General features: G+C 66.1%; 19 protein-coding genes. 14 read left to right on the top strand and 5 right to left on the bottom strand.

The window, feature by feature from the left end:
• Positions 1 to 1,005, bottom strand: a complete 1,005-nt coding sequence (locus tag BM172_RS09195; RefSeq protein WP_026633154.1) for a catalase family peroxidase — start codon at positions 1,003 to 1,005, stop codon at positions 1 to 3.
• 142 nt (positions 1,006 to 1,147) lie between these two features.
• On the opposite strand from BM172_RS09195, the gene BM172_RS09200 reads away from it, so the two are divergent.
• The 7 genes from BM172_RS09200 to BM172_RS09230 all read left to right on the top strand — a co-directional run bounded on the left by BM172_RS09200 (position 1,148) and on the right by BM172_RS09230 (position 10,186).
• Positions 1,148 to 1,768: a helix-turn-helix transcriptional regulator gene (locus tag BM172_RS09200; protein WP_026633155.1), complete on the top strand. Its 621-nt coding sequence runs from the start codon at positions 1,148 to 1,150 to the stop codon at positions 1,766 to 1,768.
• A 612-nt stretch (positions 1,769 to 2,380) separates the two neighbouring features.
• On the top strand, positions 2,381 to 3,307 hold the full coding sequence (locus tag BM172_RS09205; protein ID WP_051548271.1) for a TetR/AcrR family transcriptional regulator: 927 nt from the start codon (positions 2,381 to 2,383) through the stop codon (positions 3,305 to 3,307).
• Positions 3,308 to 3,400: 93 nt separating this feature from the next.
• Positions 3,401 to 6,541: a TonB-dependent receptor gene (locus BM172_RS09210; protein WP_197022818.1), complete on the top strand. Its 3,141-nt coding sequence runs from the start codon at positions 3,401 to 3,403 to the stop codon at positions 6,539 to 6,541.
• Between the two features lie 164 nt (positions 6,542 to 6,705).
• Positions 6,706 to 7,215, top strand: coding sequence for a hypothetical protein (locus BM172_RS09215; RefSeq protein WP_026633156.1), 510 nt, complete (start codon positions 6,706 to 6,708; stop codon positions 7,213 to 7,215).
• A gap of 381 nt (positions 7,216 to 7,596) precedes the next feature.
• Positions 7,597 to 8,511 (top strand): hypothetical protein, encoded by a 915-nt coding sequence (locus BM172_RS09220; RefSeq protein ID WP_197022819.1) that lies wholly within the window; start codon positions 7,597 to 7,599, stop codon positions 8,509 to 8,511.
• 168 nt (positions 8,512 to 8,679) lie between these two features.
• A complete protein-coding gene (locus BM172_RS09225) occupies positions 8,680 to 9,483 on the top strand; it encodes a TetR/AcrR family transcriptional regulator (protein WP_231504089.1) in 804 nt (267 codons plus the stop codon).
• A gap of 16 nt (positions 9,484 to 9,499) precedes the next feature.
• Positions 9,500 to 10,186 (top strand): 4'-phosphopantetheinyl transferase family protein, encoded by a 687-nt coding sequence (locus BM172_RS09230; protein ID WP_051548273.1) that lies wholly within the window; start codon positions 9,500 to 9,502, stop codon positions 10,184 to 10,186.
• Positions 10,187 to 10,193: 7 nt separating this feature from the next.
• On the opposite strand, the gene BM172_RS09235 is transcribed toward BM172_RS09230, so the two are convergent.
• Both BM172_RS09235 and BM172_RS09240 read right to left on the bottom strand, forming a co-directional pair.
• Positions 10,194 to 10,766: a phosphatase PAP2 family protein gene (locus BM172_RS09235; protein WP_026633158.1), complete on the bottom strand. Its 573-nt coding sequence runs from the start codon at positions 10,764 to 10,766 to the stop codon at positions 10,194 to 10,196.
• The gene (locus BM172_RS09240) at positions 10,735 to 11,895 is read right to left on the bottom strand and encodes a glycosyltransferase family 4 protein (RefSeq protein ID WP_026633159.1); all 1,161 of its coding nucleotides are present in this window, start codon (positions 11,893 to 11,895) and stop codon (positions 10,735 to 10,737) included. The genes BM172_RS09235 and BM172_RS09240 overlap by 32 nt, the downstream gene beginning before the upstream one ends.
• A 168-nt stretch (positions 11,896 to 12,063) precedes the next feature.
• Between BM172_RS09240 and BM172_RS09245 the strand changes: the two genes are divergently transcribed.
• Positions 12,064 to 12,498 (top strand): DUF4399 domain-containing protein, encoded by a 435-nt coding sequence (locus BM172_RS09245; protein WP_026633160.1) that lies wholly within the window; start codon positions 12,064 to 12,066, stop codon positions 12,496 to 12,498.
• Positions 12,499 to 12,616: 118 nt separating this feature from the next.
• On the opposite strand, the gene BM172_RS09250 is transcribed toward BM172_RS09245, so the two are convergent.
• Complete coding sequence (locus BM172_RS09250; RefSeq protein ID WP_051548274.1) at positions 12,617 to 13,387, bottom strand: transporter family protein; 771 nt, start codon at positions 13,385 to 13,387, stop codon at positions 12,617 to 12,619.
• Between the two features lie 28 nt (positions 13,388 to 13,415).
• Between BM172_RS09250 and gltX the strand changes: the two genes are divergently transcribed.
• The 3 genes from gltX to BM172_RS09265 are packed head-to-tail and all read left to right on the top strand — an operon-like array spanning position 13,416 to position 15,641.
• Positions 13,416 to 14,816, top strand: a complete 1,401-nt coding sequence (gltX, locus tag BM172_RS09255) for a glutamate--tRNA ligase (protein ID WP_026633162.1) — start codon at positions 13,416 to 13,418, stop codon at positions 14,814 to 14,816.
• A gap of 15 nt (positions 14,817 to 14,831) precedes the next feature.
• Complete coding sequence (locus BM172_RS09260; protein ID WP_026633163.1) at positions 14,832 to 15,110, top strand: hypothetical protein; 279 nt, start codon at positions 14,832 to 14,834, stop codon at positions 15,108 to 15,110.
• A gap of 48 nt (positions 15,111 to 15,158) precedes the next feature.
• A complete protein-coding gene (locus BM172_RS09265) occupies positions 15,159 to 15,641 on the top strand; it encodes a transcriptional repressor (protein ID WP_026633164.1) in 483 nt (160 codons plus the stop codon).
• A gap of 104 nt (positions 15,642 to 15,745) precedes the next feature.
• On the opposite strand, the gene BM172_RS09270 is transcribed toward BM172_RS09265, so the two are convergent.
• Positions 15,746 to 17,746, bottom strand: coding sequence for a TonB-dependent receptor domain-containing protein (locus BM172_RS09270; protein ID WP_026633165.1), 2,001 nt, complete (start codon positions 17,744 to 17,746; stop codon positions 15,746 to 15,748).
• A 124-nt stretch (positions 17,747 to 17,870) separates the two neighbouring features.
• Here BM172_RS09270 and BM172_RS09275 point away from each other — a divergent pair, with 124 nt between their 5' ends.
• From BM172_RS09275 to BM172_RS09285, 3 genes are all read left to right on the top strand, one after another.
• Positions 17,871 to 18,293 (top strand): MerC domain-containing protein, encoded by a 423-nt coding sequence (locus BM172_RS09275; protein WP_026633166.1) that lies wholly within the window; start codon positions 17,871 to 17,873, stop codon positions 18,291 to 18,293.
• A gap of 49 nt (positions 18,294 to 18,342) precedes the next feature.
• On the top strand, positions 18,343 to 19,326 hold the full coding sequence (locus BM172_RS09280; protein WP_026633167.1) for a cation diffusion facilitator family transporter: 984 nt from the start codon (positions 18,343 to 18,345) through the stop codon (positions 19,324 to 19,326).
• 103 nt (positions 19,327 to 19,429) lie between these two features.
• Positions 19,430 to 19,594, top strand: a complete 165-nt coding sequence (locus BM172_RS09285; RefSeq protein ID WP_081804975.1) for a 30S ribosomal protein THX — start codon at positions 19,430 to 19,432, stop codon at positions 19,592 to 19,594.
• The last annotated feature ends 117 nt before the right edge of the window (positions 19,595 to 19,711 follow it).

The following is a 19,711-nucleotide window of genomic DNA, read 5'->3' on the forward strand; positions in this document are numbered from 1 at the left end:
TTACTGCCGGCGTCCGAAGGACACCGGATAGGCCGCCGAGCGCGCATCGATCATCGGGTCCGCAGGCTCGATGCCGGCAGGCAATGCGTTAGGCAGGAACAGCAGCTGCTTCTGGGCGGCATCGTTGTCCGCCACCAGCCTGGTCACGCTGAGCGTGCCCAGTTCGACGATACGCCGGGTCTTCGGCCAGGTGATCGACGGATCGTCCAGCTTGTCGCTCGCGTCGGCGACCTGCAGCACCAGCTTGAACTTGACCGGGCCATGCTTGATCCGTTCGCCGATCTCGGTGCCCAGATAGGCCGGCGCCTGCTTGGCGGTGGCGGCATCGCTCAGGTAGTGCTCGCCGGCGACGGGCAGGAACTGATAGCGGCCGTAGGTGACCGCATTCGCCGCGTTGGTGAACTTGAAGGTGTTGACGCCGAAGAACGGCAGCGTGCCGTAGCTGACCGGCGCCGGCTTGGGCGCGGTGAGGAAGGCCTTCGCGGCCGGGTGATTCGCCAGATAGCCATCGAGCGGCGTCGGCTTCGGCGCGGTCGGGCCGCTCTGGCTCAGCGCGATCAGCAGGTCGCGGAAGTCGTCCGCGGTAGCCGACGGAAACCCGTTGAACGAATGCGCCACGATGTCGCTGGCGGCGCCTCCCGCCAGGTGGAACTTGACCGCCAGGCCGCGCGGGCTGGCCATGCCGTCGTTATCGGGAATGGTGGGGATGCCGGCGAAGTCGGAGAAGCGCACCGTCACCGGCACGCTGTCGTGCTGCAGGTGCGGCGCCTTGCTGATCGAGCTGGCCGTGGCGCTGGGCGTGAACGTGCCTTCCAGCACGATGCCCTTCGCATGCACGGCGCGAGCGCCCGGATGCTTGCCGAAGACGCCGTTCAGCGCATCGACCAGCTGGGTGGGCGTGGATTTCTGTACCGGCGTGGCCGGGGTGGCGGACTGGGCGAACGTCGCGCCGGCAAAGGCCAGGGCGATGGCGAACGCGGTCAGGGAAGGAAACGGCTTGCGCATGGCGGACTCCTCTTTGAGTGGTGGCGCCCGCGCACTTTGGCCTATTCCGCCAATAATGACAATATGTCTTGTTATAATTGATACTTTGGGCATAATGGCCTCTCCGGCTATAGTCCCAGGGTCTCGCGTGTGGCTATGACTAGTGAGTACCAAGACCGACATTCTCGACCTGCTCCAGCGTGAAGCACTGACCGTCACCCAGCTCGGGGAGCGCCTCGGCGTCACCCGCAACGCCATCAACGTGCAGCTGAAGCAGCTGGAAGCCGGTGGCCTGGTGCGCCGGCAGAAAAACCTGGAGCGGGGCGGTGTCGGCAAGCCGGCCGCGGTCTTCGAAGCGGCGCCCGGTGCCGAAGACGTCGGTTCCGCCGCGTATCCGGTTTTCCTCAAGGCGCTGTTGACCACCGTCGGCGATACCTGCGGCAAGGAAGCGCTGGGTGACATCCTGGAACAGACCGGCCGCCAGCTCGCGCGCGCCGCGGGACTGTCGACGCCCACCGATTTCGAAAGCGGACTGCGCGCCGCCATGGCGGCGGCGGATGCGCTGGGCGCCAGCACCGAAGCCATCGAGCAGGCCGACGGCATCATGGTGCGCAATTACAGCTGTCCGATCGGCAGCGCAGTGCGCCAGGAACCCTGCGGCTGCCGGGCGCTCGCAGCCTTCTTCTCCGAAGCGACCGGAAAGCCGGTCGAAGAGCGCTGCCTGCGCGAAGGCAAGCTCATTTGCCAGTACCTGATCCAGATGAAGGCGCGCAAGCGGCGCTAGCCGATTAATCGCGGCATATTGGCTCGATTATCGTTGCTCGATTATCGGCGGCAGCGGCGCAGGTCGCGTGAGTCATCGGTGATTGCGGGGGCTGGATGCCGTAGCGAATATCCGCGATGCAGGTGACCCGAAGTGCAGGGCTGCCGATGCAGCCTGCAATCCCAAGTTGCGGTACGCAAGCGCCGGCATGACGAGCAAAACGCATTAGGTATCTGCATGCGTATTCATGCGTGCGCATCGCCGTCGAATCCGTGACGGGCAGGTGAAAATCTTTTCTACCCGGATCAACTCATTGAATTAACCAAGAGTTTTAATCGGACCGCTAAATGCTGCGACGCGGAAAATGCCCCTCGCCGGCATTTGCTCGCCTTCGCCAGGCTGTCGTCGTACGAAACGCTTCAAGCGCTGATTTTCAGCGGTTTTTCCGTGCCGATTTAGAACGTCCAAATGCCGGGCGGACGGCCTTGCGTTGCAACTTGCAATTGCCCCTATGCGAGTCGATCTTGCGAACGCTCGTATGAAACCAAGCGTTCAAATGGAGACTTGAATCCGTCGTTCCACTTGCCGAGGGGCAAGGCGGTCCGACCGGAACATCAGCGGGGAAGGTCATCGATGTCGAATCAGCTCAACGATGAGCAGGGCACCAAGTTCCGACTGCTGCATGCGGCCCAGGCGCTGTATGTCGAGCACGGCTACGAGGCGATGTCGCTGCGCATGATTGCCGGACTCGCGCAGGCGAACCCGGCTCTGGTGAGCTATTACTTCGGCAACAAGGAAGCCCTGATGCGCGAATTGATAACCGCGCAGCTGGATCGGCTCAATCGGGAACGACTGCTTCTACTGGCTGCATGCGAACGCCATGGCGGCGAGGCTGCAATCAGCGCGGCCGCCATCCTGGGAGCGTTGATCATTCCCGTCCTGCGCATGCGGCATGACGGTGCCGAAGAACATGCCCGGATACGGCTGCTGCTGCGCGCCTATGGCGAATCGTCGCCGGTTATCCGCGGCTATCTGAAAGCAAGTCATCGGGCGATTGCCCCGCGCTTCTTCAAGGCTTTCACCCGCGCCTTGCCGGCGCTGCCGCGACGCGAACTGGGCGTGCGCGTACGGCTTGGCCTGAACGCGTTGGCGGGCGTGATGGCCGGCGCGAATCTCAGCGAACTGGCCTGCGCGATCTGCATGGGCGAACCGGTGAGCGACGCGCTGGTGGCGACGCGATTGCTGGTGTTCGTGTCGCCGATCCTGACCACGCCGCTGCACGACCGGCAGCGCGATCGCGAAGTGGAACAGGTGGTGCAGCAGGTACTTGCCGTCGCCGAGGCGGCCGACCCGGACACAGGGACGGGATCGCTGCCGGCGGACGGGAGCAAGTTGCCGCGCGCGGGCAAGACGCCGATCGATCGCGCGCTGTTCGACACGGTCGCCGAAGCGAGGCCGCCGGCGAGATCGCGCGAGCTGGAGGCCGTCACGGCTTCTGCTTTCGACGAAGTCGCCCTGGCAGCGGCGCCGTCGGCAGTGCGCGCCGGATGGCTTGTGTAGCAGTGGCGGCGGGGCCTTGGGGAAGGCTTCGCGCGCAGGTATCGGGACGGTACGGATGTCGCGCCAAGCGACGCTTCATTGGGGAGGGGACTAATGCAACATCAGCGATATCGGCCGCAGACGTCGGTCAAGCCTTGTGCGCTCATGCTGGCGATCCTGTCGTGCCTGGCCATCCAGGCGCGCGCGCATGCGGCCGAACGCGGCCGGGATACGGCGGTTTCGAACGACGCCACGCCGGCACCGGCGGCGGGCAAGACCGCTGCACCTGCGTCCGACGACGCGGCTGATCCCCAGGCTCAAGCCAGCGGGCAGGCCGTGCCGGAAAAGAAGGCCCGTGCCGGCGCTGCCGGCAAGGCCGAAGCCGACAAGGTGGTCCAGCTCGGCGCGGTGACCGTCACGGCGCAGAAGCGCGAGGAGCGCCCCCAGGACGTGCCGATCGCGCTGTCCGTGTTCGATGCGCAATCGCTCGACGACCACAAGATCGAAGGCGGCGCCGAACTGCTGCGCGCGACGCCCAATGTCACCTTCTCCAAGTCCAACTTCGCCAGCTACAACTTCTCCATCCGCGGCGTCGGCACCAAGGCGCTGTCGGTCACTACCGATCCCGGCGTGGCGGTCAGCTTCAACAGCACGCCGCTGATCCGCAATCGGCTGTTCGAGCAGGAGTACTTCGACGTCAACCGCATCGAGGTGCTGCGTGGGCCGCAGGGCACTTTGTACGGACGCAATGCCACCGGCGGCGTGGTCAACATGCTGCCCAACCTGCCATCGCTGGATGGCTTCGACTCCTGGTTCAAGGCGGAAACCGGCAACTTCGACAGCCGGCGCTTCAGCGGCATGGTGAACGTGCCGATCGGCAGCACGCTGGCCTATCGCCTGGCGGGCGCCTGGACCAAGCGCAGCGGCTACGACAACAACACGGTGACCAACAAGGACGTCAATGGCCGCGATCTGTGGGGCGGCCGCATGGGCCTGCTGTGGAAGCCCAGCGACAAGTTCAGCGCGAACCTGATCTGGGAGCATTTCAACGAGAACGACGATCGCTCGCGCACCGGCAAGCAGCTGTGCCACAACGATCCGGGTCCGACCGAGATCGGCGATACCGCGGTGCCCGAATTCAACCAGCCGCAATTCAGCCAGGGCTGCCAGCCCGGTTCGCTGTACGGCAAGGGCGCGTTCGGCGTGCCCAATGGCGCGAGCCTTTCGCAGCTGCTGTTCGCGCGAACCAGCCTGCCGCTGGGCATCACGCCGGATTTCCTGGAGATGCCGTCGCTGGTCAAGCCGGGCGATCCCTTTGCCGGGGTCCAGCAGTCGACCAACCTGCGCACGATCGCGACCACCTACGACCCGCGTTTCAAGGCCAAGAACGACGTGGTCCAGATCAACCTGGAGTTCAAGCCCAGCGAGGATCTGAAGCTGGTCTCGCAGACGGCTTATTCGCGCGATTTCTATTACTCGACGCAGGACTACGGCCGCTTCCAGTCCAATCCGATCTTCAACGACTCCAACGGGCTGATCAATCCGTTCCCTGACCCGGTGACCGGCGCGTTCGGCCTGCCGGCTTATCCGATCACCCCGGGCGGCGTCTACACCGACCCGCAGCTGGGGCCGTCCACGGGTTACCTGGCGGTCGACCTGGTGCGCTCGCACAGCAAGCAGTGGTCGCAGGAGTTCCGGCTGCAGTCGGCTTTCGACGGGCGCTTCAATTTCAGCGTCGGCGCCAACTACCTCGACTACAAGATCAACGAAGACTATTTCGTCTTCAACAATGTATTCACCGCGACTGCGCAGGAGTTCTTCAACCAGGGCTATTTCGGCCGGACGCCGATCAACTGCACGCCCAACTACGTCGACGAGTTCAACAACTCCTGCGTCTATATCGACCCCAATCCGATCGGCAAGATCAACGGCCAGGGTCATAACTATTTCCGCAGCCAGAATATCGGCGAGACCCGTTCCAAGGCACTGTTCGGCGAAATCTATTACCAGCTGTCGGATACGGTGAAGCTCACCGCCGGCCTGCGTTATACCGACGACCAGAAGATCAGCACGCCGGTGCCCAGCCAACTCCTGCTGATGCCCGGCTTCGCCGGCGGCGGCTATGTCAACTACGGCTATCCGCACCTGCCCAACATCGACCAGCGCTGGCGCAAGCCGACCGGCCGCCTGGTGCTGGACTGGAAGCCGAAGCTGTCCTTCACCGACGAGACCCTGGTCTACGGCTCGCTGTCGCGCGGCTACAAGGCCGGCGGCACCAACTCGCCGGGCATCGGCGCCGATCCGAAGAACCTGTACTTCAATCCGGGGCCGTCCACCTTCAAGCCCGAATACGTCAATGCGTTCGAGGTCGGCACCAAGAACATGATGGCCGGCGGCAAGTTCATGCTCAACGCCAGCGCGTTCTACTACGACTACAAGGACTACCAGGTATCGCAGATCGTCGATCGCGCCACGCTCAACGAGAACTTCGACGCCAAGATGTTCGGCTTCGAGCTGGAGACCGCCTGGCAGGCCACGCGTGCGCTGCGCTTCGACGGCAATATCGGCTACCTGCACACGCGCATTGCCGACGGTGCCAGGTCGATCGACGTGCTGAACCGTACCCAGGGCAATCCCGACTACGTAGTGATCAAACCCTGGCTGCAGCAGGCTTCCAACTGCGTGGCGCCGAAAGCGAGCGTGGAAAAGCTGCTGCAGTGGGCGCAGACCAGCGGCTACATCCTCGCCTTCAACGATCTCGCGTCGTTCTGCGGCGGCCCGTTCCCGACCAGCAACTTCGTCGCGCCCGACGGCTCGATCCAGCTGGCGAGCGGCGATTTCTACAATCCGAATACGCAGGCGCCGAACGGGGGCAGGGGCTTCTATGCCGATCTGGGCGGCAAGCAGCTGCCCAATTCACCGCATTGGACCGGCAACGTCGGCACGCAATACACCTTCTTCACCGCCAGCGGCGACTTCACCCTGCGCGGCGATTACTACCGGCAGAGCTCCAGTTATGCGCGCATCTACAACACGGTGTCGGACAAGCTCAGGGGCTGGGGCAATGCCAATCTCTCGTTGACCTGGCAGGCGGCGAAATCCGATCTCACCGTGCAGCTCTACGTAAAGAATCTCTTCAACGACACACCGATTACCGACGCTTTCGTCAACAGCGACGACAGCGGGCTTACCACGAACGTCTTCACGCTCGATCCCAGGATCTACGGGATCTCCGTTCGCATGGGCTTCAACTAAAGCCTGACCGCTCACCGCGGGGGCGGCGCAGGCGCGTCTGCGCGGTCCACGCACTCAAGCCGGCGCCGCCATCCGCGTCGCCGGCGCGTGTCGCTGCGGCCCATTTTCAGGCCGCGGTGCAGCCTGGTGCTAATGCACCTTCCAACCTTGAAAGGAGTCATCGCATGACCTTCGTCAAATCCATCGCTGCATGTGGTGTGCTGGCCGTTGGCATGTTGGCCGCGGCGCCGAGCTTCGCCTCGCATTTCACGCCGGACGGCACCTTTACGGCTTCGGGTTCCACCAATCTCTCGGCGCTCGGCGGCGCGATCAGGATTCCGTGCCACTCCGTCTTTACGATCCAGGTCACCGGCGGCGTCGGCGTCGTCACCAATGCCGTGTTCAGCCCGGATCCGGCCAATGGCAACAACCCGAACTGCAACAACCTGCAGGCGACCAACTTCAACTGGGCCCTGAATATCACCAGCGCCACCGGCGGCGTGGCCCAAGGCGTCAAGGTGGTCGGCATCAATGGCAATCCGGTGACCTGCGGCGCCGGCCCGGTGCCGCTCACGCTCAACAACGGCGTCGCTACTTTCAACGGCCAGCTCAATCCGGGCGCCTGCGCGGTGTCCAGCGGCAATCTGCCCGTGGTGGGCCCCGGCGGCGCGACGCTGAGCATCGTCTATCCGTAAAAAGGGAGGCTTGTAGCGTCTCGACCGGCAGGACGCCAGGTCGGGACGGCCAGGGACGGTGTGGCTGGGATGCTTGATTCGCCGTATCGCTGCGCAAGAGGTGCATCTCTTGCGCAGCCTTCGGCGGCGAATGAACAAGGGCAAGTCAGGTTGTTCCGCATTGGCCTGGCGAGGAATTTTTGTTGGCGCCGCGTCGACGCCGAGCGTCATGCCGTAGCTGATTTTTGAAGTGAGAAGCCGCTGGCAGGGCCGTCATGGCGTGCTGGCGAGTCGCCGCATGGCGCTCGCCGGCCTGTACGGCTGTGCCGGCGTCAGGGGTTTGCCATTCACGGCCGGATTTTCCGTTTCCGCAAACTTTCACTCGATACACCGGAGATCACTATGTCAAAAGCAGTGAAACTCTTCGGCCTCGCCGTTGCCTGCGCGCTGGGTATCTCCGCGCAGACAGCGAGCGCCGGAACGCCTTCGGGCGACTATGCGATGTTCCAGCATTGCCCGTATCAGTCCAATGCGATCGTCACCGGCTGCGTGGTGGCCACCATCAACTCAGGCTCGTTCAAGATCGGCCGCGCCAACGTGCCGATCAACAAGCCGATCGTGCTGCAGGGTGGCGTCAACAACATCGCCGACATGGGCCAGTTCTACGTGCCCACCGACGTGCCGGCGATGTCGCCGACGGCGCTGGACGTGCCGGGCGGCCTGCTCGGATTGATGGAGCCCGACACCACCTGGCCGGGACCGCTGGCGCAGGCGTTCTGGAACATCGTCAATACGGCGAATGACGTCACCGCCACCGCGGAACTGGTCGGCACCCCGCAGGCCAAGCTGATCAATGCCTCGTTTCCGCCGGATACGGGCGACGCCACCGTTATCCAGTTGCCGATCCGCATCCATCTGCAGAATCCGTTTCTCGGCAATACCTGCTACATCGGCTCGGCCAGCCAGCCGATCGTGCTGAAGCTCGTCGCCAACACCACCAGCCCGCCGCCGCCGAACTCGCCGATCTCCGGCGTGCCGGCGCCGCTGACGATCATGGATACGACCAACCCGGTCGGGCAGATCCTGCTGGCGGAGAACGGCACGCTGGTCGACAACGCCTTCGCGGTGCCCGCCGCCAAGGGTTGCGGCAATACCTTGCTGCCGATACCGATCATCACGCCGATCCTGCAGGGCATCGTGTCGGCGGCGGTCAACCTCAAGGAGGGTTTGCCAGCCGCGGCAGGAAAGAACACGGCCATCATGAGCGGGGACACCGCCATCGGTCCGTCGGTCTACGTGCAGGCGAGCGAGCAATAGTCACGCCCGGAGCGCATGGAAACCGCCCCTTTCCCTTGCCGCGCGCAAACGGAAAGGGGCATTCCGGCGCCGCCTATTCAATATGGAATATTGACTCGCCGCGTGGCCGGCCATGACCGTTCGGTCCTGGTACGATCGCGCAGCAGAGGCGAATGTGAGAGCTTGCGAGTGAACAGCCAAGTGACCGCGTCTGGAAACACCCGGATCCGCCTGTTGCAGGCGGCGGAAGCGCTCTTCATCGAGCATGGTTTCGAATCCATGTCGCTGCGCCAGATCACCCAGCGCGCCGATGCCAACCTGGCTGCCGTGAATTATCACTTCGGCAGCAAAGAGCTGCTGGTGCAGGAGCTGCTGTCCAAGCGGCTCGACCGGCTCAACCAGGAACGCCTGCAACTGCTGTCCGCCTGCGAGCAGCAGGCCAAGGGCAGCCCGCTGGATGCCTCGGCCGTATTGAGCGTGCTGTTCGTGCCGGCATTGCGGCTCAGCCGCGATCCCGCCGGCGGTCCCGCGTTCATGCGTCTGCTCGGTCGCGTCTACAGCGACCCGTCGCCCTTCATCCGCGACCATCTGCAGGAGCACTACCGCCCGATCTTCGGGCGCTTCTTCGAAGCGTTCTCGCTGGCCTTGCCGGAGCTGCCGCGCAACGAGCTGGGCATGCGCCTGCATTTCATCCTCAAGAGCCTGTCCGGCCTGCTGGCCGGCGAAGACATGGACGATTTGATCGCATCGCTGAGCATGGGCGAGCCGATGAGCGATGCCGTCGTGCTCGCGCGCCTGATTTCGCTGGTCTCGCCGATGCTGACCAGCCCGTTCGGCAGTCCGGAGCAGATCGAGATCATCGAGCAGGTGATGGGCCAGGCCGATGCCGCTGCGAAGGCAACCGACGCGGTACAGGCGGCCAGCGACCAGGCCGCCAGTCACAAGACCTTCGGCGTGCTGACGATGTTGAACGAATCGGGCGACGGTGCCTGAGCGACCGGCGGCATTCGTGCGGCTGTCGCTCGCGCGGCATCCGGGTGGACTGCCTGACGCGTTCGCGCTGTCGTTCGATGCTGGCGAAAGTGAAGACGCGCATTTCGTCCGCCACGGCATCGTGTGCCCACCATCGGTGGCGCGCAGTGTGGCCAAGCGGAGAGCGGAGTATCTGGCCGGCCGACGCGTTGCGGTTGCGGCACTGGCCGAGGTGGGTGGCGATGTCGGCGATCTGGCGATCGGGCCGTCGCGTGCGCCTGCATGGCCGGACGGGTTCACCGGCAGCATCACGCATGCCGTCGGGATCGCGGCAGCGGTGGTCGTGCGCGCAGAAGCCGCGCGTGGTGTGGGTATCGATATCGAGCACGTCGTCGCGGCAGGTGCGTTCGACGCGATCGTGAAGTCGGTGGTCGATGCGTCGGAGCGGAATGTACTGGGCGAGCTCGCGCGCCAGTTCGGCGAACCGATGGCGCTGACCATCGCGTTCTCCGCCAAGGAAAGTTTCTACAAGGCGACTGCGGCCACGGTCGGCCGGATCTTCGATTTCAGCGCGCTTAAGATTTTCAATTTGAATGAAGCGATGCTTGAAGCTGAGATCGCCGAGACATTAGACCCATCGCTGCCGGCTGGCATGTGCTTCCGCCTTGGCTACTCGCTGCTCGACGACAGCACGGCCATCACCAGCTGCGCGTGGAGCCGTTGAGCCGCGCTCAATGCATCCAGTGCGCCAGCGGCAGCAGCCACAGCGACAACGAGCCCAGCGCGCCGCCGATCGCAGTGGCGGCGATCACGTCGCTCGGATAGTGCAGGCCGAGGATCACCCGCGAGGCGCCGATCAGGGCGGTGAAGGTCAGCAGCAGCGGCGCCAGCAGCGGATACCAGGCCAGCGCCACGATGGTGAAGCTCACCGCCTGCAAGGTGTGGCCGGAGGGGAAGCTGAACTCGTCCAGCGGCGGCACGTGGGCGATCACGCCGGGGCAGGCGCGGAACGGGCGCGGGCGGCGCGTCCAGCGCTTGAGCAGGCGGTACAGCAGCAGGGCGGTGAGGCCGGTGATGGCCATCTGCGCGGCGGCGGCGAGACCGCGGCGGCCGTCGAACACGGCCAGGGCCAGCATCAGCGAATACCAGAACACGCCGTCGCCGAGGCGGCTGACGATGCCGAAGAACACCCCGACCGCGCGGCGCGCGCCCCAGTGGTTGGCGGCGACGCAGATGCGCCTGTCTATGGCAAAGCGCGGCCCGGTCGTGAGCTCAGGCGTGTGCAGCGGCGGCAGGGTGTTCATCGCGATGCTCCTTGGCCAGTTCACGCAGCAGGGATTCGAATTCGCGGATCACCGCATCGGGCGAGAGATTGGCGATGCTGGCCTGCGCCGCGCGTCCCATGTGGCGGATCAGGCTGGCGTTGGCGGTCAGCGTGCAGGCTGCCTCGATGAAGGCGCGCTCGTTGCCGGCCTCGATGCGGAAGCCGTTGACGCCGGACGCCAGGTGCTCGCGCGCGGCGCCTTCCTCGTAGGCGACCACCGGCAGGCCGGCGGCCAGCGCTTCGAGAATCACGTTGCCGAAGGTTTCGCTGAGGCTGGGGAAGGGGAATACGTCGGCGCTGGCATAGTGGCGCGCCAGCGCCTCGCCGCGCTGCACGCCGGCGAAGATGAAGTCGGGATTGGCCGCCTGCAGCGCCGCGCGGGAGGGGCCGTCGCCGACCCACACATAGCGCGCCTTGGGCACTTCGCGCTGGATCGCGCGGAAGCTGCGCACGGCCAGGTCCAGGTTCTTTTCCGCCGCGATGCGGCCGACGTAGAGCACCACCGGCGTGTTGCCGTCCACGCCCCATTCGGTACGCAGCGCGGTATCGCGATGGCTGGGATGGAACAGCTGGGTGTCCACCGCGCGGCGTAGCAGGCGCACCGAATCCACTCCCAGGTCCGCCAGCTCGCGCGCGAGTGCGTCGGTGGGCACCAGGGTGGCGGCGGCGCGGCAATGGAAGCGGCGCAGGTAGCCGCGCACGACCGGGGTGAGGAAGCCCACGCCGTAGTGGTTGGCGTAGGTGTCGAAGCGGGTGTGGAAGCCGGTGGCGGCAGGGATGCCCAGCGCCTTCGCGGCGCGTACCGCGGACCAGCCCAGCGGGCCTTCGGTGGCGACATAGATCGCGTCGGGGCGCAGCCGCGTCCAGCGCTGCTTCAGCGCGCGGCCGGCGGGGAGGCCGAAGCGCAGGCCGGGATAGCGCGGCAGCGAGGCGCCGCGCATTTCGACGGGAAAGATGCCGGGTTCGTCGTGGAACGGTTCGGCCTGGCGCGGCCGGGTCAGTTCGACGGTGTGGCCGCGGGCGGCGAGGCCGGCGGCGAGGCTGTGCACGGTCAGTGCGACCCCGTTGATTTCCGGCGGATACGTCTCAGTGACAATGCCGATGCGCATGGCGATACCTGTGCTGGCCCGGCATAGGTTCGTCTTGAGGCGTTGCGGGGGCGTGGCGTGTTCATGACGCCTGCGTTACGAGCAGTCCTAAGTAGGAATCCGCAAGGCGATTTCCGCATGACGATGCGCTTACACTGGCGCTCCCCTTCACGCCAAGGAGATCCCACGATGAAGCGCATCCTGTTCGCTCTGGCCCTGGCCTCGACGGCCGCCGCGGCGATCGCCGCCGACGCCCCTGGCCTGCCGGTCACCAAGTCCCCCGCCGGTGCCGAGGTCTACATCATCAGCCCGAAGGACGGTGCCACCGTCGGCCAGGAGTTCACCGTCAGCTTCGGCCTGAAGGGCATGGGCGTGGCCCCCGCCGGCGTAAAGAAGGAAGGCACCGGGCATCATCACCTGCTGATCGATGTGAAGGACCTGCCGGCTGCCGGTCAGGTGATTCCGAAGGACGAGACCCATGTCCATTTCGGCAACGGCCAGACCGAGACCACGGTAAAGCTCAAGCCCGGCACGCATACGCTGCAGCTGGAACTGGGCGACGAGAACCACATTCCGTTCGATCCGGCGGTGGTATCGAAGAAGATCACCGTGCATGTGAAGTGACAAAGCGGCGGCCATGACCGGCGTAGGTTGGGGTGAGCGCCAGCGAACCCCAACATCACCGCTCAAGGTCACGCGCACGTTGGGGTTCGCCTTCGGCTCACCCCAACCTACGCCGGCTTCAATGTCCGAAATACATCGCCACGCCGACGCCGGCTTCCCAGATCGGCGCGTGGCCGCCCAGGCGATGGCGCAGCCAGCCGTCGAACTGCAGATTGGCCAACGGCTGCCAGGCCAGGCCGGTGCCGGCTTCGCTGCCGAAGCCTTGGTTCCCATCGTGCTGGGCCGAGGCTTCGACATAGGTGCCGAACTGCGGAGTGAACTGGTAGCCGACACTGGGCGCGAACTGCACGCTGTCCTTGCCGCCGCTGCGCTGCCACTGCGCGTAGTAGCCGAAGTTGAACTTGCCGCCGGTCTGCTGGGTGACATCCAGCCCCAGGGTGTAGGCGGGATGGTCGTTGCGGAAGGCGCGTGCGCCGTCGGTAAATTCCGCCGTGCCGAGCAGGCCCCATGACCATAGTTCCCCGCTGACGGGTACCCATTTCAGTCCCAGCGTGGTGTCGCCGCGGCCGTGCACCGAGGGCTGGCCGGACTGGTGCAGGCGGTTGTACGGCGTGCCGCCCAGCTGCAGTTCGGTGCCGCCGCCCAGGCCCAGGCGCAGCAGGCTGTCGTAGGTGGACAGGTCGCTGGTGACGCCGGCGTCGCGCTGGCGGCTCCAGTCGGGCAGGCCCTGTTCGTAGGCGAACTGGCCGGCATGCAGCGGATTGGTGGCGAAGCCCCAGCCGGGGCGGTCGAAGCCCGGGGCGTCGTCGGCCAGCGCCGCCACGGTGCCGCAGGCCAGGGAGGCCGCCAGCAGGGCGCGGTGCCACCGGCCGAATCGGCTAAAATCCATCGTTTCGCTCCATACCCAAGAAGATCCAATGACCGTCCGCACCCGCTTCGCCCCCAGTCCCACCGGCTTCCTGCATATCGGCGGCGCCCGCACCGCGCTGTACTGCTGGCTGGAAGCGCGCCGCCGCGGCGGCCAGTTCGTGCTGCGCATCGAGGATACCGACCGCGAGCGTTCCACGCAGGAGGCGGTGCAGGCGATCCTGGACGGCATGAGCTGGCTGGGCCTGGTTCACGACGAGGGGCCGGTCTACCAGACCCATCGCCTGGACCGCTACAAGCAGGTGGCCGACGAGCTGCTCAAGGCCGGCAAGGCCTACTACGCCTACGAGAGCAAGGAAGAGATCGAGGCCATGCGCGAGGCCGCCATGGCCCGCGGCGAGAAGCCGCGCTACAACGGCTACTACCGCGACCGCAACGAATCATTCCGGGAGGATCCCAACCGTGTGATCCGCTTCAAGAACCCGCTGGAAGGCTCGGTGGTGTTCGACGACAAGGTGAAGGGGCGCGTGGAGTGGGCCAATGCCGAGCTCGACGACCTGGTGATCTTCCGCTCCGACGGCTGGCCGACCTACAACTTCGCCGTGGTGGTCGACGATATCGACATGGGCATCACCGAGGTGATCCGCGGCGACGACCACGTCAACAACACGCCGCGCCAGATCAACATCTACAAGGCGCTGGACAAGCCGGTGCCGGAGTTCGCGCACCTGCCGATGATCCTGGGCCCGGACGGCCAGAAGCTGAGCAAGCGCCATGGCGCGGTGAGCGTGATGCAGTACCGCGACGACGGTTTCCTGCCGCATGCGCTGCTCAATTATCTGGTGCGGCTGGGCTGGTCGCATGGCGACCAGGAGATTTTCTCGCCGCAGGAGATGATCGAGCTGTTCGACATCGGCGATGTCAACAAGGCGGCGTCGCGCTTCGACGTGACCAAGCTGTCCTGGCTCAACCAGCATTACCTGAAGACCGACGAGCCGCAGGCGATCGCGCCGGAATTCGAGTACCAGCTGCAGCTGGCCGGTATCGACTACAGCAAGGGTCCTTTGCCTGCCGATGTGATCGTCGCGCTGCGCGACCGCGTGCAGACGCTGAAGGAAATGGCCGAGCGCGCGAAGATCTGGTACGGCCCGATCGTCGAGTGGGACGACAAGGCGGTGGCCAAGCATCTGCAGAACGACGGTGCCGTGGCGGTGCTCGAGGAGGCGAAGGCGCTGTTCGCGGCGTGCGAATGGACGCCGGAGGCGATCCACCAGGCGGTGGAGCAGATCGCCGCCAGGCTCGAGCTGGGCATGGGCAAGATCGCCCAGCCGCTGCGCGTGGCGATGACCGGCACGCAGGTGTCGCCGTCGATCGACCACACCGTGTACCTGGCCGGCCGCGAGGAAGCGCTCAAGCGCATCGACGACGCCATCGCGCGCGCGCGCGGCTGAGGCGCGGCGCGCAGCATGGACGAGCTGCTCGCCAGGGCCACCCAGGGCGTGGACATGGACGCGCCGGACGCGAGCTGGCACATCTTCTGGAACCTGATGGCGATGGTGCCGTGGGCGGCGCTGTTCTGGTGGTCGCTGGTCTTCGTCGCGGTAGGCGCGCTGCTGGGCTGGTGGCGCGGGCGCGTATGGGAAGGCGTGGTGTGGGCGGCGGTGCTGGGGCCGCTGGGCTGGGTGGCGATTCTGCTGCGTAGCCGGCGCCCGCTGCCGCCACCGTTGCCGCGCCGCCGGCCCTGAACGGGCTCTTACCCGAGCCGGTGTATCATCGCGCCCCGAGGTGAATCCATGAGCCACTCCGCTACCGACAAGCCGCATGACCATCATCATCACGACGATGCCAAGGGCTTCGTGCGTGCGGTGGAACATGCCAGCGAGGAGCGCGGGCTGCGCCTGACGCCGCTGCGCAAGGAAGTGCTGGAACTGGTGGCCGCCGCCGGCAAGCCGGTGAAGGCCTACGACCTGCTCGACCACCTGCGCGAGCGCCACGGCAACGCCGCGCCGCCGACGGTGTACCGCGCGCTCGACTTCCTGCTCGAGCACGGCTTCATCCACAAGCTGGAATCGATCAACGCCTTCGTGTCCTGTCATCATCCGGCCGAGGCGCACCAGGTGCCGTTCCTGATCTGCGACGTCTGCTCCAGCGCGCAGGAAGTGTGCGACGAGCGCGTGGCCGAGCTGATCGAGGCGCAGGCCAAGGCCTTCGGTTTCCGCCCGCAGGCGCAGACGCTGGAAGTGCACGGCATCTGCAAGCACTGCCGCAAGGGCTGAGCACACTCGCCTGAAAGGCGGGGCGCGATGCGTTGCGCATCGCGCCCCTTGGTTTCGGCCGCATCGGGGGGGAGGGAGCGGCGCGGCCGAGAACGCGGTGGTGCTTAGAAGAACGCGCGCACGCCGGCCGATACGCTGCGGCCGGGCAGCAGGACTTCGTCCTTGAACAGCGACGTGGCCAGGCGGCCCTTGCGATTGGTGAGGTTGCTGCCGTCGAGGAAGGCTTCCCACTGGCTGCGTTCGCCGTTGTGGAAGGTCCACGCGGCATGCGCGTTCACCAGGGTGTAGCCGGCGGTGCGTGTTTCGAAGGCGGCGGTGCGGTTCTGCGCGAAGTAGCGCACGGCGCCGACGCTGGCGCGCAGGTCGTCGCGGCTCCAGCTCAGCTGGCCGCCGAGGCGTCCGGCCGGAATGCGCGGCAGGTTGCCGCCGCCGTGTTCGAGCTCGGCGCGCACGGTGTCGCCGTAGGCGCGGAAATCCCAGGCGCCGCTGGCATTGCGCGCAAGATGGAAGGTGGCTTCGGCTTCGGCGCCGCGGAACTTGGCGTCGCGCTGCGACCAGGTGCGCACCGGCATGCCGTCTTCCACTGCGCCGGTATCGGCCAGGTAGATGAAGTCGTGGTAGCGGTTGGCGTAGACCGCGACTTTGCCTTCGACGAAATCGCCGTGGTAGTGCAGTGCCAGCTCGGCCTGGTTGGCGGTTTCCTTTTTCAGGTTGGCGTCGCCGATCTCGAAGGTGTTGGACGCGGCATGCGGACCGTGGGAGAACAGTTCTTCCTCGGCCGGCGCACGCTGGGCGCGGTCGAGGTTGAGGCTCAGGTGCCATTGCTGCGCGAAGCGCCACGAGGCGCCGGCGGAGAAGCTGGACGGTGAGAACTTCCGTCGCGGCTGATCGTCCGGCGTGACGGTGTGGCGGTCGGTGCGCGCGCCCAGTTCCAGCTTCACCGGGCCGAACTGGCGCTGCTCGGTGAGGAACAGGCCCCAGGCCTTGGTCGAGGTCGGCGGCACGAAGGTCTCTTCGCCGACGGCGGAGAAGTCGCGATGGATGTACTGCAGACCGAAGGCGCCTTCCCAGCCGGCCAGCGGCTCGTGGGTGAACAGCACACGGCCTTCGTTGGCCTTGGTCTTGAAGGTGGTGCCGGCTTCCTCGCCTTCGTATTCCACGTGCTGATAGTCGTTGTGGCCGAAGCTCACTTCCGCCTTCGCAATGCCGGGCAGTGGTTTGTTGAAACCGCCCTTCATGTCGTAGCGGGTCTGTTCGAGCTTGATGTGCACGGGCGGCTCGCCTTCCTCGGCGTTGCCCGGTTCGGCGGGGCTGCCGTACTTGTCGAGATAGCGCGACACCGACAGGCCGAAGTAACCCCAGTCGCCCAGCAGCGAAGCGCCGGCCGCGCCGGAGGTGGTCTTCACCTGGCTGTTGGCCTGGGTGCCGCCGGGGATGTCGTAGCTGCCGTCGTCGCGGCGCATGCCGTCGACGTGCAGCGCGAACTGCCGGTTGCCGGCATCGGCGCGGAACAGGCCGGTCTTGCCTTCGGTGCCGCTGTCGTAGCGGCCCTCGGCGCGACCGCTGAAGCCGTTCTGCGGCGCCGCCATCGGGATGCGGCCGTCGACCACGTTGACCACGCCGCCGATGGCGCCGGAGCCGTAAAGCAGGGTCGACGGGCCTTTCAGCACTTCGATCTGGTCGGCCAGGAAGGGCTCGACCGAAGTGGCGTGATCCTGGCTGATGTTGGAGACATCCTGCGAACCCAGGCCGTTTTCCAGCACCGCGACGCGCGGGCCATCCATGCCGCGGATCACCGGGCGGCCGACCGCCTTGCCCAGGCCGGTGGTCTGCACGCCGGGGATCGCGGAGACTGTCTCGCCCAGCGTGCCGGCCTTGACCTCGTCCAGCGCCGAGCCGGCCAGCACGGCGACCGGGGCGACGATCTGGTCGGCCTGCTGGCCCAGCGGCACGGCATTGACGGTGATCGCGTCCAGATCCTTGGCTTTGGCCTTGTGGTTGTCCTTGTCCGGCGCAACATCGGACGCGGCATCGGCGGCCTGCAGCGGCAGGGCGGCGGCGCCCAGGCTGGCGGCCAGGGCGAGGGTGAGCATGGTCTTGCGCATGTGGGGTGCTGCTCCTGGTGTATTCGGATGCGGGGAGTGGATTCCTGCAGTGTTATAAAGTAACATCACTTCCTGTCGCCCAGGCAAGAAGTCACGTTTGGCGCATTTTTTTACGAGTCGACCGATGGACCAGGAGAGCAAAACCCGTTGGTGGCGCATTGCCGATCGCATCGGTGCGACGGCTTCGTTCCTGTGCGCGATCCACTGCGCCGCGCTGCCGTTCGTGCTGGCGCTGCTGCCGCTGCTCGGCCTGGGCTTCCTCGCCGATCACCGCTTCGAGCGCGCCTTCGTGCTGTTCGCCTGCGTGCTGGCGCTGGTCAGCCTGCTCAGCGGCTATCGCCGCCATCGCCGCATGCTGCCGCTGCGCCTGGCTCTGCCGGGACTGGCGTTGCTGCTGTTGGGCGTGACGGTGGCCGAGGGTTATTCGATCGGCGTGCACAGCGCGCTGGTCACCTGCGGCGGCCTGCTCGTCGCGGCCGCGCATTTCATCAACCTGCGTGCGGATCGCGAGCAGGGCCACGTGCACAGCGTGGATTGCGCGCACTGATGCGGCCTCGTGATTGTGTAACGGCGAGCGCGCTTCCTAGCATTCGCGCATGAGTCATTCGCACGCCCATTCCCACCACGACGGTGATCGCCACGGTCATGCGCACGAGCATGGCGCGCACGATCACGCGCATGCCGGCGCCGGCATGAGCGGGCGCGAGCGCAAGCTCCTGGTCGCCTTCGTGCTCACCGCCTTGATGATGGTCGCCGAGGCGGTCGGCGGCCTGTGGTCCGGTTCGCTGGCGTTGCTGGCCGATGCCGGCCACATGTTGGTGGACGCGCTGGCGCTGCTGCTGGCGGTGCTCGGCGCATGGATGGCGCGCCGTCCCGCGGATGCGCGACGCAGCTATGGCTATGGGCGCGTGGAAGTGCTCGCGGGTTTTCTCAATGCGCTGACCCAGTTCGCGCTGGTGGCGTTCATCGCGTACGAGGCGATCGAACGCCTGTTCACGCCGACGCCGATCCTGTCCGGCGTGATGTTCATCGTGGCGCTGGCCGGCCTGCTGGTGAACGTGGCGGTCCTGCGCACCCTGCATGGGCACGACCACGACGACGTCAACGTGGCCGGCGCGGCATTGCATGTACTGGGCGACCTGCTCGGCTCCGTGGCGGCCGTGCTGGCGGCGCTGGCGGTGCGCTGGCTCGGCTGGCTGTGGGCCGATCCGGTGCTGTCGCTGCTGGTGTCGCTGCTGATCCTCAACAGTGCCTGGCGCCTGCTGCGCCGCTCCGCGCACATCCTGCTGGAAGGCGTGCCGGAAGGATTGGATACGGGCGAGATCGAGCTCGCCCTGCGCGAGGCGGATGCGTCGATCAGCGATGTGCATCATCTGCATGTCTGGCAGCTGGCCTCCGGCTCGCGCATGGCCACGGTGCATGCGCAACTGCGCGACGACAGCCATGGCGCCACCGCCATCGCCGCGATCAATCGCGTGCTCGGCGAACGCTTCGGCATCCGGCACGTGACGGTGCAGATCGACTCCGGCCATTGCCCGGACCATGCCCAGGGTTGCGCTTCCGGTCGGCGCAGCGATTGAACACAAGGGCAGGCGCTTGCCGCCTATTGCGCTTTGGGCCGCCACTGATACGATGATCGGCCGTTCAACCTACGAATCACTCGTAAACCTTAAGGAGTTCCCCATGGGCAAGGGCGATCGCAAGACCCGTCGCGGCAAGACTTACCGTGGCAGCTATGGCAACACCCGCGTGCATGGCGCGCAGCCGGCCGTGGTGGGCGCCAAGGAAACCGTGACCAAGCCGGCCGCCGCCAAGAAGGCCGCGCCTGCCAAGAAGAAGTCGGCCTGAACAAGTGAGTTGCGCGAACCGGCTCGAACGAAGCCGGTTTGAACAGCCAGCTTGAACGACACGCTTCGGTCAGAACAAACCCCGCTTAGGCGGGGTTTTTCTTTTGAGGCGCGCCGC

This window comes from Dyella marensis (genome assembly GCF_900112865.1).
Taxonomy (GTDB): domain Bacteria; phylum Pseudomonadota; class Gammaproteobacteria; order Xanthomonadales; family Rhodanobacteraceae; genus Dyella_D; species Dyella_D marensis_A.